The organism is Acidilobus sp. 7A, assembly GCF_003431325.1.
Lineage (GTDB): Archaea > Thermoproteota > Thermoprotei_A > Sulfolobales > Acidilobaceae > Acidilobus.
In genome coordinates this window covers 728,135-742,634 of sequence record NZ_CP010515.1, presented here as the reverse complement: position 1 = coordinate 742,634, position 14,500 = coordinate 728,135, and the positions used below count along the sequence as shown (strand labels likewise).

General features: G+C 63.7%; 12 protein-coding genes. 7 read left to right on the top strand and 5 right to left on the bottom strand.

Annotation, left to right across the window (positions count from 1 at the left end):
* Window positions 1–74: 74 nt before the first annotated feature.
* Window positions 75–1,295 (top strand): MFS transporter, encoded by a 1,221-nt coding sequence (locus SE86_RS03770; RefSeq protein ID WP_117354346.1) that lies wholly within the window; start codon window positions 75–77, stop codon window positions 1,293–1,295.
* Window positions 1,296–1,884: 589 nt separating this feature from the next.
* Here the strand turns inward: SE86_RS03770 and SE86_RS03765 are convergent.
* Window positions 1,885–4,158, bottom strand: coding sequence for a copper-translocating P-type ATPase (locus tag SE86_RS03765; RefSeq protein ID WP_211096719.1), 2,274 nt, complete (start codon window positions 4,156–4,158; stop codon window positions 1,885–1,887).
* Window positions 4,151–4,318: a YHS domain-containing protein gene (locus SE86_RS03760; protein WP_117354345.1), complete on the bottom strand. Its 168-nt coding sequence runs from the start codon at window positions 4,316–4,318 to the stop codon at window positions 4,151–4,153. Before SE86_RS03760 ends, SE86_RS03765 begins: the two co-directional genes overlap by 8 nt.
* A 165-nt stretch (window positions 4,319–4,483) precedes the next feature.
* Here SE86_RS03760 and SE86_RS03755 point away from each other — a divergent pair, with 165 nt between their 5' ends.
* Window positions 4,484–4,789, top strand: a complete 306-nt coding sequence (locus SE86_RS03755; RefSeq protein ID WP_117354344.1) for a hypothetical protein — start codon at window positions 4,484–4,486, stop codon at window positions 4,787–4,789.
* Here SE86_RS03755 and SE86_RS03750 read toward each other — a convergent pair.
* Genes SE86_RS03750 through SE86_RS03740 form a run of 3 tightly spaced genes read right to left on the bottom strand, consistent with a single transcriptional unit; the run spans window position 4,786 to window position 9,609 of the window.
* A complete protein-coding gene (locus tag SE86_RS03750; protein ID WP_117354343.1) occupies window positions 4,786–6,933 on the bottom strand; it encodes a molybdopterin-dependent oxidoreductase in 2,148 nt (715 codons plus the stop codon). The two genes, SE86_RS03755 and SE86_RS03750, sit on opposite strands and share 4 nt — an antisense overlap.
* A 6-nt stretch (window positions 6,934–6,939) precedes the next feature.
* Window positions 6,940–8,391 carry an NADH-ubiquinone oxidoreductase-F iron-sulfur binding region domain-containing protein gene (locus SE86_RS03745; RefSeq protein ID WP_117354342.1) on the bottom strand — a complete coding sequence of 484 codons (1,452 nt, stop codon included), beginning with the start codon at window positions 8,389–8,391 and terminating at the stop codon, window positions 6,940–6,942.
* 57 nt (window positions 8,392–8,448) lie between these two features.
* Window positions 8,449–9,609 (bottom strand): pyridoxal phosphate-dependent aminotransferase, encoded by a 1,161-nt coding sequence (locus SE86_RS03740; protein ID WP_158543110.1) that lies wholly within the window; start codon window positions 9,607–9,609, stop codon window positions 8,449–8,451.
* Window positions 9,610–9,671: 62 nt separating this feature from the next.
* Between SE86_RS03740 and SE86_RS03735 the strand changes: the two genes are divergently transcribed.
* From SE86_RS03735 to SE86_RS08190, 5 genes are all read left to right on the top strand, one after another.
* The gene (locus SE86_RS03735) at window positions 9,672–11,432 is read left to right on the top strand and encodes a chloride channel protein (RefSeq protein ID WP_158543109.1); all 1,761 of its coding nucleotides are present in this window, start codon (window positions 9,672–9,674) and stop codon (window positions 11,430–11,432) included.
* A 26-nt stretch (window positions 11,433–11,458) separates the two neighbouring features.
* The gene (locus tag SE86_RS08305; protein WP_257791322.1) at window positions 11,459–11,593 is read left to right on the top strand and encodes a hypothetical protein; all 135 of its coding nucleotides are present in this window, start codon (window positions 11,459–11,461) and stop codon (window positions 11,591–11,593) included.
* 34 nt (window positions 11,594–11,627) lie between these two features.
* Window positions 11,628–11,939 (top strand): hypothetical protein, encoded by a 312-nt coding sequence (locus SE86_RS03730; RefSeq protein ID WP_117354339.1) that lies wholly within the window; start codon window positions 11,628–11,630, stop codon window positions 11,937–11,939.
* A complete protein-coding gene (locus tag SE86_RS03725; RefSeq protein WP_117354338.1) occupies window positions 11,903–13,561 on the top strand; it encodes a glycoside hydrolase family 42 in 1,659 nt (552 codons plus the stop codon). Before SE86_RS03730 ends, SE86_RS03725 begins: the two co-directional genes overlap by 37 nt.
* A gap of 79 nt (window positions 13,562–13,640) precedes the next feature.
* Window positions 13,641–14,183, top strand: coding sequence for a hypothetical protein (locus SE86_RS08190; RefSeq protein ID WP_236747346.1), 543 nt, complete (start codon window positions 13,641–13,643; stop codon window positions 14,181–14,183).
* Window positions 14,184–14,500: the final 317 nt, after the last annotated feature.

Below are 14,500 nucleotides of genomic sequence, written 5' to 3'. Positions count from 1 at the left end.
AGCAGGTCCTCCAGGAGGCCATTGCCATAATAAAATTATAAGCGCCTCCATGTTTTCAGGGGGAGGTGAGGCCTTTGTTAAGCAGGGACCAGAAGCTGGTGCTCACATCGACAACGCTTGACATGTTCCTGGAGGGAGTCTTCGTGACACTCCCAAGCGCCTCAGCCCTCCTCAGCTCCGTGCCCCAGTGGGCCTTCCCGCTGGTCTTCTCAACGATACCCGTGGGCACCCTGATAGGAAACCTGGCCCTCGGGAGGCTCACCGACCTCAGGGGAAGGAAGTCAACCTACATGGCGATGCTGGGCGTCTACGCCATAGGGGCCGCGCTGATACTCCTCTCAAGTAACCTGTATGAGCTGCTGGCGGGGCTTCTCATAGCTCAGAGCGCCATAGGTGGAGAGGTGCCCATAGTTCTCAGCTACATAGTTGAGAGCGCTCCCCAGGACATAAAGGAGAGGCTGGTGGTCCTGATAACCAACGTGGGTAACATAGGGGCAGTGGCGGCCTCGGCCATAGCTTTAGCCGAGGGAGGGCTCTCTACGTCAGCCGGGAAGCTCGCCATAGGGGCGCTCATAGGGCTTTCCCTGGCCGTCATGGTGCTCACGAGGTCCCTCGTGCCCGAGTCAAGGCCGTGGCTCTCCCTGAGGCCCGAGGAGAGGGGTAGGGTGAGGCTTGACGCGCCTGGCGTCAAGCTCTGGGCAACACTCCTGACGCTCATGGCTATATCGTCGGTGCTCACCTTCGGCCTCCTGGCACTCCAGGTGGGGCCTGAGGAGTTCCCCCAGGAGGCCCTTGAGATGCTGCTCATCTACTTCGCGGGCGAGGTGATAGGCGGCGTTATAGCCGCCGCCTTCGTTGGCAGCCTCGGCTCTAAGGCCTTTGCGCTGGCAAGCTACGCCGGCGGCTTCATAACGTCTGCCGTGGCGATCCCGGCCCTGAGGCTTGGGCTCATCCCGTTTCTGGCGCTGCTCTTTGTAAACGGGGCCTTCACGGAGACCGTCTGGGCCTCAAGGAACGTGCTGGAGTCCATGACGTTCCCGACGAGCTTCAGGGCGACTGGGATAGCCATGATCAGGGTTATCCCGTACGTCCTCATGTTGGTAACCTTCTTCGTGACGAGCGGCATGCCCGTCGCCGAGTTCCTCTGGTACGCCACCGCCATGTGGGCCGTCGGCCTTGCGGCCTCGGCGGCCTGGATGGTCAAGGGCCTGGAGGTAGTTGGCAAACCCATAGCAATGAGGCCTGATGACCTGGCGCCTAAGCTTAAGTCCGCGCAGGACAGCGGCCAAAGCTAAGTGCAGCTGCCCTCAGCCATCCTGAGGGCCACCCTCCTCTAGGCCCCTCGCTACCATTAGTGGCGAGGTCGCCGCCAGCATGCTCATAAATAGAGAGACAGAGAGTTCGGCCTTCATCGTGACTAATAGTCGCCTCTCGTGGCTATTAGCCGCTCGGCCTCATCACTCCTCCTCCCCCTCCCCGCGCCTAGGTTTGGGAGCACAGCTCCCAGCCACGACGCGGGAGTTTCAATGGGCGCCCTCCTCCGCCTCGCGACTGCTCATCGACTTCACTGTGGCGCCCTCCGATTAATGTCAGCATAAAAGCTCATAAAATTGATTAGGCACACAGCCTCAGCCTGCTTAACAGCGTTAAGGGAGTTAGAAGTGATTAAAATAACAAGAGTTACGTAAAAAGTTACAGACTGAAGGGTTCAGCAGCGGCATGCCATAGACCTGGCCTCCTCCCCGCCCTGAGGGGGCTTCAGGGTCCTGGATGCGAGCCTGCTCGAGGAGCCGGTGGAGGAGCTAGGGGTGAGGGTCTTCAGCGGGGAGCTCAAGGTCAGGCTGAGGCCCAGGTGCCTACACAACGCTCATATTCGAGAGGCCCTCACAGCGGGGCAAGTGACCAGAGCGACACTATGACGCTGCTCATCGACATCGCCAGGGCCGCGTAAGGGGGGCTTATGTAGACGGCAGGGTAGAGCATGCCGGCCGCCAGCGGCACCAGGACGCTGTTGTAGCCGAAGGCCCAGGCCAGGTTCTCCTTGACCTTCCTCACAGCCACCCTCGACTCCCTCAGCAGGTCCTCCACGCCCCTGAGGCTGCCAACTATGACATCGCCCGCGTACTTGGCTATATCGGTGCCGCCCGCCAGGGCTATTCCAACGTCGGCCTCCCTCTCGGCTACGGCGTCGTTGACGCCGTCACCTATGAAGGCGACCCTGTGGCCCTCGCCTCTGAGCTTCCTCACGAGCTCGGCCTTCCCGTCGGGGGTTAGGCCCTTGACCAGCTCAACCCCAAGCCCTGAGGCCACAAGGTCGGCCGAGGGGCCGCTGTCGCCCGTCGCTATTATGACCCTCCTTCCAATTCCCTTGAGGTACCCCACGAGCTCCTTGGCCTCAGGCCTCACCGGGTCCTCAAGCGTGAGCCAGCCCGCCACTCTGCCGTCGACGCAAACCGCAACGTCGCCCCTGGCCTCGCCCTCGCAGTTCTGGGCTATGAACTCCGGCCTGCCAACTATCACCTGCCTGTCGCCCACGACACCTGAGACGCCGTCACCTGGGAACTCGTTAAACTCCCTCACCTGGCCGCTCAGCCCGCCCCCGAACCTCTCAGCTATCGCCCTGGCGACGGGATGGGAGCTCAGGGCCTCAACGCTCGAGGCCAGATCCATGGCGCCGGGCTCGAGCTCTGTGAAGCTGACCACCCTGGGCCTCCCCTCGGTCAGGGTGCCGGTCTTGTCTATGACGAAGACGTCAACATCCCTGACCCTCTCAAGTGCCTCGCCGTCCTTGACAACAACGCCGCGCCTTGCGAGCCTGTGAACCGACACGAGGACGGCCATCGGGGTGGCAAGGCCAAGGGCGCACGGGCATGCGGAGGCCAACACGGCCACGGCGAACAGGAGCGCCCTGGCCGTGGGGGCCCCGAGCGCAAAGTGCCAGGCCAGGAAGGTTACAGCCGCGACGGCAATTATGGTCGGCGTGAACGCCGCGGCGACCCTGTCGACCAGGTCCTGGACTCTGAGCCTCGCCGCCTCGGCGTCCCTCACGGCAGTCATGAGCTGTGCCACGTAGGTCCTCTCGCCCGACCTAGTCACGTAAACCTTGAGGAACCCAGAGACCAGCCTGGAGCCACCGACGACTGGGGACCCCTTTGACTTGAGGACCGGCATGGGCTCGCCCGTGAGGACGGACTCTTCGACCTCCCCCTTGCCGTCGTCAACGACGCCGTCAGCTGCTATTGTCTCGCCTGCCCTAACTAGCAGCATATCACCAACCTTCACCTCGTCGGCGCCCACCTCCACCTCCCTCCCGTCCCTCAGCACCCTTGCCCTCTGGGGCAGGAGGCCGGCGACCTCGGCCGAGAGCCTCTCTTTTATGTAAGCTTCTATTGTCTTCCCTATCAGGAGGAATGATATCAGCAGCGAGGCGGCGTCGAAGAAGACGGGGCCGTGGGCCGCGAGGGAGTAGGCGCTGTACAGCCATGCAACCAGCGTGGCCGTGGAGACCAGGGTGTCCATGTTTGTGGTCCTGTTCCTGAGCGCCCTGTAGGCCCCAAGGTGGTACCTCAGGCCTGCGTAGAAGACGACGGGGGCCGAGGCCATCATGGCGAGGAGGGGCCTTGAGGTGTACTGCAGAAAGAGCGTCAGAGGGCCGAAGGACCAGGCCACCGCCAGGGACCTGACGTATTCCCTCAGCTCCGAGCGCCTGGCTGGCGCAGCCCTTGACTCCACGCTTGCCCTGAACCCCCTGGAGGTCAAGGCCTCAGCTATGGCCTCGACAGACGTCGAGTACGGGTTTATCTCAACCACGGCCTCCCCGGTGCCCGGGCTCACGCTGGCCCTGACCACGCCCTCCAGGCCTTCCAGGAGATCAAGGACCCTCCTCGAATCCTCGGGGTTCATCGAGATCCTAAGCCTGACCCTCTCCGTCACTACGTCGTAGCCAGCCCTCCTGACGGCCTCCACCAGGTCCCTGAGCCTGGCCCCGCTCACCACCACCTTAGCGGTCCCAGAGGCCAGGTTGACGTTGGCGTCTACAACACCGTCAACTCCCTTCAGGGCCTTGGTCACGGTGGTGGCGCAGGTAGCGCAGTGCATTCCAACTACTCTAAGCTGCTCCTCCCTGCTCAGCCTGAGGGGGCCCCTGCCCTCAGGCACTGGGCATCCCCTTTGGGCCCTCGCGGAGGTACCTCTCGGGGTCCCTCCTGAATTCCCTCAGGCAGGCGTCCGAGCAGAAGTAGTAGGTCCTGCCCTTGTACATGGTCTTGAAGGGGGTGCTCTCCTCCACCTCCATGCCGCAGACCGGGTCTACAGGCAAAGGGCTCACCAGCCCAACGCATGCGTAGCGCACCTAAAAAGAAAATGTCGGTATAGAGGCGGGCCTGAGACCCTTGGGGGTCCCTCGGCGAGGCACGGGGAGGACTTTTACTTTGCGCTCCCACCCTAAGGGGCTGCTGGCACTTAGCTGAAGGGCGAGGCCTCCTTGAGCGAGGAGGAGGTCCTGGAGGAGCCCAGGGAGAGGCGGGCAGCGGACGCCTGCACCCTGACGGCGCTGGGCAGCGCGGCGGTCGGCATAGTGCTCGGGGCCCTCCTGAGGTTCCTGGCGAGCGACCGCATGGGCATGAGTCCCAGCCAGGCAAGGCCAACGGCGGTGACGGCCCTCACCGCAGCCATAGTCGCCGCGCTGGCCGCCCGCAGGGTCGGCAACCCCGCCTACGTGCCAGCGATCTGCCTCGTGGTCGCCCTAGTCGCCATACTGGCGCTGGCCTGGCTCACCATACCGCTTTAGGCCCTCCTGAGGCTCACCCTGACCTCCCCTGAGGCTATGGAGTCGTAGCTTGCTGAGGACAGCCTGCTGTCGAGGCGCCTCAGCTCGTCCCAGATATCCTTGGCCGAGGAGTAGGCCCTGCCGACGCCCGTGGCGGAGAGGAGCCTTGAGAGGGCCTCCCAGGCCCTCAGGGCCCCCTTAGCTGTCCTCGTGCCCCTGGCGAGCGTCAGCCTCCCGTCGGCGGAGACGTAGACGCCCTCCTCCTCGACGAAGGAGGCAGTGGGCATGTGGACGTGGGAGGCGTACTCTATGCCAACCCCGGCCACCGACGAGAGGGCGACGACGAAGGGCACCCTGTAGAGGGCCTCCAGCACGGCCTCACGCATGGGCGAGGGCGACGCTATGTCACTGCCAACTATTACAAGGGCCCTAACCTTACCGTCCCTGGCGGCCTCCACCATCTCGGCAGTCCCCATGCCCTCCTCAGCTGGCACCTTGACGCCAAGGAGGCCCTCGACCTCCTTGGCCTCGCTCAGCCCCCTGCCGCCGGGCAGCCTGCTGGGGCTCACCCCGAGCTCAACGGCCTCGTAGTTGTCAAAGTACGAGAGCAGAGGCACGAACCCTGAGCCCTCCCTTGAAAGGGCCCCTGAGAGCGCTGCCAGGTTCATGGACTCCGCCGCCACGCCCGGCGTCGTGTCAAGCTCAGCTACGACTGCCACCCTCCTGCCTGAGGCCATGGCCTCTGCCGCCTCCCTCGCGGCGCTCTCCTCAACGCCTGCCTCCTTCGCAGCCCTAGAGGTCCCCAGGGACCTCAGGGACAGGGCGAGGGACCTGGCCTCCTTAAGGGCCGTTGACGCCCCCTCGACGTCTGCCTTACCCGACTCCACGAGGGCGGCCTCGACGGCCCTTACTGCTGGCGCCAGGGACCTGGCCTCCACAACTACGTCGGCCGAGCGCGACAGCTTGTCGTCAGGCGACGATATGACTACGAGCCTTGAGTGGCCCTGGAGCGACGCCCTCCTTATGGCTGAGGCCAGGGCCGGGTGGTACTCCTCCACCTGACCAACAGTAACTATGACGTCAGCGCCGCTGACGGACTCCACGGAGGTCGTCGGGAGGGGCCCTCCTATGGGCTCAAGCTCCTTAGCCGCTGGGAGCGCGGAGGCCGCCGCATCCACGTTGTTAGTCCCAAGGGCCGCCCTGGCGAGCAGCTGCGAGAGGTAGTAGGCCTCGGCCGGCAGCCTTGAAGACACTATCACGCCGACGGAGCCTGGCCCTCCCTCAGCAATAGCCTTCCTGAGGCCGTCCGCGGCGACCTTTACTGCGTCGTCCCAGGAGGCCCTGGACCAGGAGGCGCCGCTCCTCAGCCTCGGCGCCTCAGGCCTCTCGGGCACGTAGACCAGGTCCTCCCAGTGGTACTTGCCCTTGAGGCACTCCGCCGAGAAGGGCAGCTTGTCCCTCTCACCCTCAACGTAGACGGGCCCTGAGCCGTCAAAGCCCACCTTAAGCGGACATGAGAGTGAGCAGTAGGAGCACGCCGTCTCACCCCATGACGAGGGCTTGGCGAAGCCCATGACCTTGTCAAGTATGGCCCCGCTCGGGCAGACGTCGACGCAGGCCCTGCAGCTTATGCACGAGCTGGTGCCAATCCTCCCGGTCTCAGGCATGACTATGGTCTGCTCGCCCCTGTACATGGTCCTCCATATGAGCCTGCCCACATACTCTTCGCACACCCTGACGCAGTTAAAGCAGCCAACGCACTTGTTTAGGTCAACGTAGAGCAGCGGGTGGCTATCATCAATCAGCCTCGGACTCTCCTTGCCTGATGGCTCAACGCCGTACCTCTTGAAGAGGTCGGCGACCCTGCCGCTGGCGTCAGCTGGGTGCCTCTCCGCAAGCATCCTAAGTATGTTCCTCCTGTGCTCCGCTATCTCTGGGGTCTCGGTGACGACCTCCATGCCGTCCTGCACCGTTGTAAGGCAGGCCAGCCGCAGCCCCTTCCCCTTGACATCGACCATGCATAGCCTGCAGCTTCCATAGGGCTGAAGCCTCTCGTCGTAGCAGAGCGAAGGTATGTCAATGCCTGCCCCCCTGGCGGCGTTAAGTATTGTGGTGGGCTTCTCAAGCACGACCTCCTTACCATCTATTATGACCCTGACCGGCATGGCCTCTCACCTCACCACCTCGTTCCAGAACTTCTTAAGCGTGACAGCGACGGCCTGCCCAGTGGACTGGCCGTGGGCGCACAGGGAGGCGACGCTCATGGTGTTAGCTATACTCATGGCCTCCTTTGCCTCCTCCTGGGTCAGGTAGCCCTTCCTAAACATGGCCTCGAGCTTTGCTGTTCCGAGCCTGCAGGGGAAGCACTTGCCGCACGACTCGAAGGAGGCGAACAGCAGGACCTCATGAAGTATGTCGGCCGCGCTGCTGTCGTCGCTGAACGCTATCACGTTCCCATGGCCAAGGCTGGCCCCTATCTCCCTGAGCTCCTCGACGCCTAGCCTCACGTCAAGCTCCTCAGGCGTTATGAGGGAGGCAAGGGGGCCGCCTATCATGACCGCCTTGAGCCTCCTGCCGCCCTTGAGGCCGCCTCCCATGTCGTAGACTACCTCCTTAAGTGGGACGCCGAACTCTACCTCGTAGAGGCCCGGCCTCTCGAACAGGCTGTTGAGGCTGAGCACCTTGGTGCCCCTGCTCTTATTGTAGCCCATCTCAGCGTACTTGTCGCCCCCGTTCTCGATGATCCACGGCACGTTGGCCAAGGTTTCAACGTTGTTTACGACGGTTGGCATACCGAACAGGCCCCTCTCCGTGGGGTAAGGGGGCCTCGGCATGGGCTCAGGCCTCCTGCCCATTATGGCGTTTATCATTGCCGTCTCCTCGCCCACCACGTAGGAGCCCCTGCCGACGTGGACCTCAACCTCGACGGGCAGCCCCTTTGAAGCTCCTGGGCCCGCGTAGCCGGCCTCGTAGAGCTCCTTAACTGCCCTCCTCACGGACGATATGGCCTCCGGGTACTCCCTCCTTATGTAGAAGTAGACCTTTGAGGCGCCTACTGCATATGCTGCTATGAGCGCCCCCTCAAGCACAAGGTATGGGTCCCACCACATCAGGAGCTTGTCAACGTACGCCCCCGCGTCCCCCTCGTCGCCGTTGACTATGACATACTTCTGGGGCGCCCTCTGCTGGTACGCTGACTCCCACTTCAGTCCAGTGGGGAAGTAGGCGCCTCCCCTGCCCCTCAGCTGGGACCTCTTGACCTCCTCTATGACCTCGGCCTGAGTCATCCTGAGCGCCTTCTGAAGGCCCCTCATGCCGCCGAGCTCAAGGTACTGGCCGAGGCCCTCAACAGGGCCTTTAACTATGTGCCTCAGCACGACGGCCTTGCTGGACCTCACCTCAACTACTGGGTAGCCCTTAGTTGAGGTGCTCGAGGGCCCCATGTAGCACTTGCCAAGGCAGTAGGTTGGCGGCTGCTGGGAGACCGCCTTTGACCAGGCCTCAGGGTTGAGGGACCTGGCGGCGTAGCAGGCGAGGCCCCTGCAGTGCTCCTCGGCGGGCTCGGAGTCAGGGAAGGTGTAGAACGTGTTGATCTCCTGCTTAGGAAGGTTAATCCTTATCATGCCGGGTACCCAGGCTTGCGTGGCGGACGTCAAATAAATAGATACGCCCTTGGCCCGTCAGCTGAGGGCGGCCCCTATCCTCCTTATGCCCTCCTCGAGCCTGTCCGGCTGCTGGCTAACGAAGGTAACCCTTACGAAGGTCCTGCCGCTCGGGCCGAAGGCCGTGCCAGGCATTACAGTGACCCCGTGCCTCGAGGCCAGCTCTGCTGCGAAGCGCTCCGAGTCGCTGACGAGTGGCGACAGGTCTAGGTAGAGGTACATGGAGCCCTGGGGGACCATGAACTTGGCAGAGGGCAGGTGCCTCCTGGCCGCGCTCACGGCGGCGTCCCTTCTCCTCCTGTACTCCTCGACGACTGAGCGTATGAAGGCCTCCCTGCCCCTCCAGCGCAGGTACCTGAGGACGAAGAGCTGGGAGGCGTTCGAGGCCCCGAAGACCATGTGGCCGTTGAGCTCAGCGTAGGCCTCTACGAGCTCCTTAGGCCCGTAGACGTAGCCAACCCTGAGGCCAGGGACCCCAGGGTCCTTGGAGAAGCTGCCCAGGCCCACCACGTTGTCAGGGGCGTACCTCTGGGGGCTCTGGTACGATCCCTCGTAGACTATCCTTCTGTAGGCCTCGTCCACCAGAAGGTAGACGCCCTTGTCCTGGGCCACCTCGGCCAGGGCCCTGGAGGCCTCCGGCCTCATGAGTCTGCCCGTCGGGTTGTCGGGGTCCACAACAACTATGGCCTTGGTCCTCTCCCCAATGGCCTCCTTAATGGCCTCCACGTCGGGCTGGAAGCCCTCCTCAGGCGGCGACCTGACCCACCTGGCCCTGGCGCCTAGGTACTCTATCACCGGCCTGTACATCATAAATGTCGGGTCAGTCAAAATTACCTCGTCGCCAGGGTCGAGGATGGCTGAGAGGACGCCGAATATCGAGGTGGTGCCACTCGAAGTTATAGCAACCTCATCCGGGGTCACATCAATGCCGTCAGCCCTCAGGTCCTCAGCAAGGGCCTCCCTGAGCTCAGGGAGCCCAGTGACTGGGGTATACGCGTAGGACTCCGGCCTCCTCAGGTCATCGACCACCTGGTCAACCAGCTCAAGGGGAGGCGGGAGGCTTGGCTCGCCGGCGTGGAGCCTTATCACGTTGGCCCCGGCGGGGCCCAGGAGGGAGGCTATAATTTTCATGGGCGAGTCCGAGAGGACCTTGAGCCTTGAGCTCAGACTGGGCCTCAAGCGGGTCCCCATGACGCCTTGGAGGCTAGGAATTTATGCTATGCGCCTCAAAGCTTTTTTCCTTGGCCGTCCAGCGCCTGAGGGAGATTATGAAGCTCTCAGAGCTGCCCTACTACGAGAGGTGGTTCATAGCAGGGATAGTGATAGGAGTCGCCGTCGGCCTCGCCGCCCTAGGCCTCTACTACCTTGAGCTCGCCATAAGCCGCTCTGTTCTCCTTGACCTCCTTCACATAAATGAGTTCGGCTTCAGCCCAGCCGAGTACTCAAGGGAGCTGCCACGGCTACTCCTGATGCCAGCCGTGCTGGCCCTGGCATTCCCGCTGTCGCTGATAGTTGCCTACGCCTTCAGGACGCCTGAGGTCGGCAGCGACCCGGCCGTCAGGGCGTTCCACAGGAACCTGAGGATGAGGGCCGAGGAGGCCCCTGGGGCCATAGTCTCGTCGGCAATAACGCTTGGGCTGGGCGGCAGCGCAGGCAGGGAGGGACCGGCATCCCACGCCGGGGCAGCAATATCCCAGCTTATATCAAGGGCCCTTAACATGAGCGCCGAGGACAGGAGGAGGGCTGTTGCCATAGGCCTTGGGGCCGGGATAGGAACCATCTTCAAGACCCCCTTCGCAGGCGCCCTCCTCGCGGGGGAGCTCCTCTACAGGAACGACATAGAGCCCGAGGTCCTATACCCGGCCTTCATAGCGTCGAGCGTCTCCTACGTCATATTTGGGGCGGCCACCGGCTACTCCCCGATACTTGGGGCATATGCGGGCCCCTTCAACGCCCTCTACCTGCCCATCTTCGCAGTCCTCGGCCTGATAGCCGGGGGCATGGCCATGCTTTACACGAGGTCCCTCAGGGGCCTCTCATCGTGGCTCAGGTCTGCAGTCAGGAGCTCAGTGGCGAGGGCCGCCCTGGGAGGGGTCGCAGTTGGAGCCATAGTGCTAGTGTTCCCAGAGGACATGGGTGAGGGGCTCGGCTGGGTCAGACAGCTCTCCAGCAGCGTCCAGCCGCCCTCGTTGCTGCCGTTCCTGGTTGCCCTGGCCCTTTTGCCCCTCTCAAAGATATTGGCCACGTCCTTAACGTTGGGCAGCGGGGCCAAGGGAGGCGTCTTCGCCCCAGGCCTTGACGTGGGGGCCTTCACGGGCCTCGCCTTCGGTGAGGCCCTCCACATAGTGAGCCCCAGGCTCTTCCCTGATGTTGTGCCGTTTGTAGTTGTGGGCATGCTCTCAACCTTCGGGGCTGCCTCGTCCGCCCCCATAAGCTCCATGCTCATGACTGTTGAGATGACGGAGAGCCTGGCACTCCTGCCTGGCGAGATGATAGCCCTGGCAGTAGCCATGATGGTGTTCAGGGGGCCGACGCTGCTGAGGGAGCAGGTGCAGAGCAGGGCCCACTCGCCGGCCCACGCGGGGGAGTACTCGGTCCCGCTGCTCAGGAGGATCAAGGTGGCCGACGTGCCCCCCAGGAGGGCATTCGTCAGGCACGACTCGAGCGTGTCGGAGGCGCTGAGCGAGGTCTCCGCGGCCGGCCTCCTCTCGCTGCCTGTAGTCGACGCAGTCAACAGGGTGCTCGGCATAGTTAGCGCTGTAGACTTGAGGTCGGGCAGGGCTGAGGAGCCCGCCATAAGGTACCTGAGGCCCGAGCCGGGCCACGTGAGGCCTGACTCCTCGCTCGAGGAGGCCATAAACATGATGTCCAGGACCAACTCCAGGTACGCAATAGTTGAGGAGGACGGCAAGTTTGTGGGCATAGTGACGCTTGATGACGTCGTCAGGGCCTACGAGAGGGAGGCGCTGAAGTTTAGTGGCAGGCCCCAGGCGTCAGCCTAAGCCTTAAGGGGCCGCCTGGAAGGCTGGTGCCGGCCCTGGTGGTCCTGAGGGAGGACCTGCCCAAGGTGGTGGATGGGGTGGCTGTGGTCCCAGTGCTGCAGCTCGCCGACTTCGTGAGGAACTTAGACGTAATAGCCCAGGAGCTTGTGGTAAAGGGTTAATTTTCAGCGGCTCGTCCACCAGCGGCGATAGGACTTGCGCACCGAGGCCAAGGGTCCCCTGGTCCTCACGGACGGGTCCTTCAGGTTCCTCCTGGGCGTCAACTACTGGCCCAGGGGGTCCAACATAATGATGTGGAGGCGCTGGGACGAGGGCGCCATAGCTGAGGACATAAACATGATGAAGTACCTGGGCGTCAGGGCCGCCAGGGTGTTCCTGCTGGACGAGGACTGGGTCACGCCGACCGGCGACGTGAGGGGGAGCAGCTGGGCAGGCTCCGCTGGCTCCTTGACAGGCTCGGCGAGGCTGGCGTGGCTGCCTTCATCACGCTGCTGGTGGGTCACATGAGCGGGAGGAACTGGGCTGTGCCCTGGGCCCCCGACAACGACATTTACTCGCCGAGGGGCGTTGAGGGCACAGCGAGGTTCGCCTCGGCCGTCGCCTCAGCCGTGAAGGGCTCAAGGGGGCTCGGGGGCTGGGTGCTGAGCAACGAGATGAGCCTCCTCAGGCGGCCGCCGTCGCAGGAGGCCCAGCTCAGCCTGGTCAGGGCGCTGGTCCAGGCGCTGAGGTCGGCTGACGGCGAGCACGTAATAGGCTCGGGCGACGTGGCCGACTCCTACGCCCAGAGGCCGACGCTCGTCAGGGGCCTGGTTGACTATGTCGGTCTCCACCTCTACCTCTACGACAGCGACCCAGTCAGGCACGGCTTCAGCTACTCAGGCATGATAGAGCTCTTCTCTGACGACGGCCAGGTGCCCGTAATACTTGAGGAGTTCGGCTTCAGCAGCCTCCAGTTCTCGGAGCAGGACAGGGCGGCCTTCATCTACGAGGTGTTGTACTCCGCCCTGGCCCACGGCGCCTCCGGCGCCATGGTCTGGTGCTTCTCCGACTTTCCGGCTGAGGGCGAGCCGCCCTACGAGTGGAGGAACCTCGAGCTCGGCTTCGGCCTAGTGGGCAGGGACGGGAGGCCTAAGCCATCGGCTGAGAGCTTTAGGAGGTTCGCGGGCGAGCTTGGGAGGCTTGAGGCCCTTGGGGTGCACGCCAGGCTCAGGAGGGTCAGCAGGGCCCTAGTCCTCTCCCCATTCTACGTCCTCGGGGACTACCAGTTCGCTGACTACAGGGGGGCCCTCGGCGGCCTGTTGCAGGCGGCCAAGCCGGTGCTTGTGGCCCACCAGCTGCTCACGGCAGCGGGGGCCCAGGCCTCTGTCAGACACGAGCCTGAGCTTGAGCCCAGCGACCCAAGGAGGCTCATAGTGGTGCCCTCGGCCGTCTCGGGCCTTGCAACGACGTGGAGGAAGCTGCTCGAGTACGTTGAGGCCGGCGGCACGCTCTACGCCTCGCTGCTCAGAGGCGTCGGGGGAGTCAGGTTTGTTCATGAGTCGGGCACCCAGCTGTGGCAGGAGCTCTTTGGCGTGGAGCCGGCGCTGAGGGTCGGCTCCCCTGGAGTTAAGCTTGCTGGGAGGCTCAGCCTGAGGCTTGAGAGGTCCCTCGGCGACTTGAGGGAGGGCTGGGAGGCCGCCTTTGACGTTGAGGAGCCCATCTACGCCTACTCCGTGAGGCCCGTGGACGCCGACGTCATAGCTACCGTTAACGGCGAGCCGGCAGTCTTCATTGTTAGGAGGGGGAAGGGGAGTGCAATACTCTCAACCTTCCCCGTTGAGGCCGCCCTGGCCTACTCGGAGGTCGTGGGTGACTGGAAGCCCTACGCCGACCTCTACCACGCCCTCGTCGTGGAGTCCGGCGTTGAGGCGCTGAGGCCCAGCGACCCAAGGGTTGAGGTGCAGGAGCTGAGGGGCGACGGCCAGTCCCTCGTCATAGCTGTCAGCCACTGGCCCGGGGAGCTCAGCGCTGAGCTCCCCATCAGCGGGGCCTCGCTCGTGGCCGGCAACGCCGCCCTTGAGGGCTCAGGCCCGGTGAAGCTCAGGATGCCGCCGAGGGGGGCTGCCGCCCTGCTAGTGGGTGAGCCCTAGGCCGCCACGGAGACGGCTATATTAATGCCCCTGCTGGCCCCAGTTTGACACCCTCTCAAGGGTCAGCCCAACAGCTATCATGGCCAGGGATGAGACGAGCACGAAAGATGACGACGTACGAGAGGCCCAGCAGGAGCCCCGCCTGGGCGACCAGCACGACAACAAGTATCTTGGAGGGCGTTACCGCCAGCGCCCCCTGGGCGAGTCGCTGCCTGACTGGCAGATTATAATTAGGCTGGCCAACGCCATGGGCTACGGCGACTACTTCAGGTACTCGTCACCTGAGGACGTGTGGAACGAGATAAGGTCCGCCTGGCCCGCCGTCTACGGCATAACCTATGGGAGGCTGGAGAGGGAGGGGGGCCTCCCGTACCCGACCCCGCGTCTCGACGCCCCGCCCGTGAAGGTGCTCTACGAGAAGGAGTTCGGGGTTGGCCGGAGGGCGAGGCTGAGGCCGGTGGCATACATACCGCCGCCTGAGCAGCCAGCAAGGACTACCTGCTCCCCGAGGCCTGAGGAGGCCTCCAGGACCCTCCTAACCACGGGCTCGCTGCCCACGTTTGTCAGCAGCTTGTCGGAGCCGAACCTCCTCGAGCTGCCGCCGGCCACAATTATGACGTAGTCCAAGGGGGTCGCCCCTGCCTCACATGCTGAGATCGCCGAAGAGGCCGTAGTAGTCTGCTACGATCACAGCGCCCCTTAGCGCCCCGCGCAACCATGGCTTGCCCAACGTCTTCACCGCCTCCTCGGGGTCCAGCAGGCCATGTGGGCGAGCCGAGCAGCGCCCTTGACTAACTGCTCCCTTTCCGCAAAATTACAGTAAAAGAGCTTACTGATGCAACATAGCGGCCGGTGACGGGTGAGAAGAGGAACAGGGGCAGGTAGACCATGCTCTGCAGGTAGTCGTCGAGCTGGCTGTTGGAAGGTGAGAACGGGTTA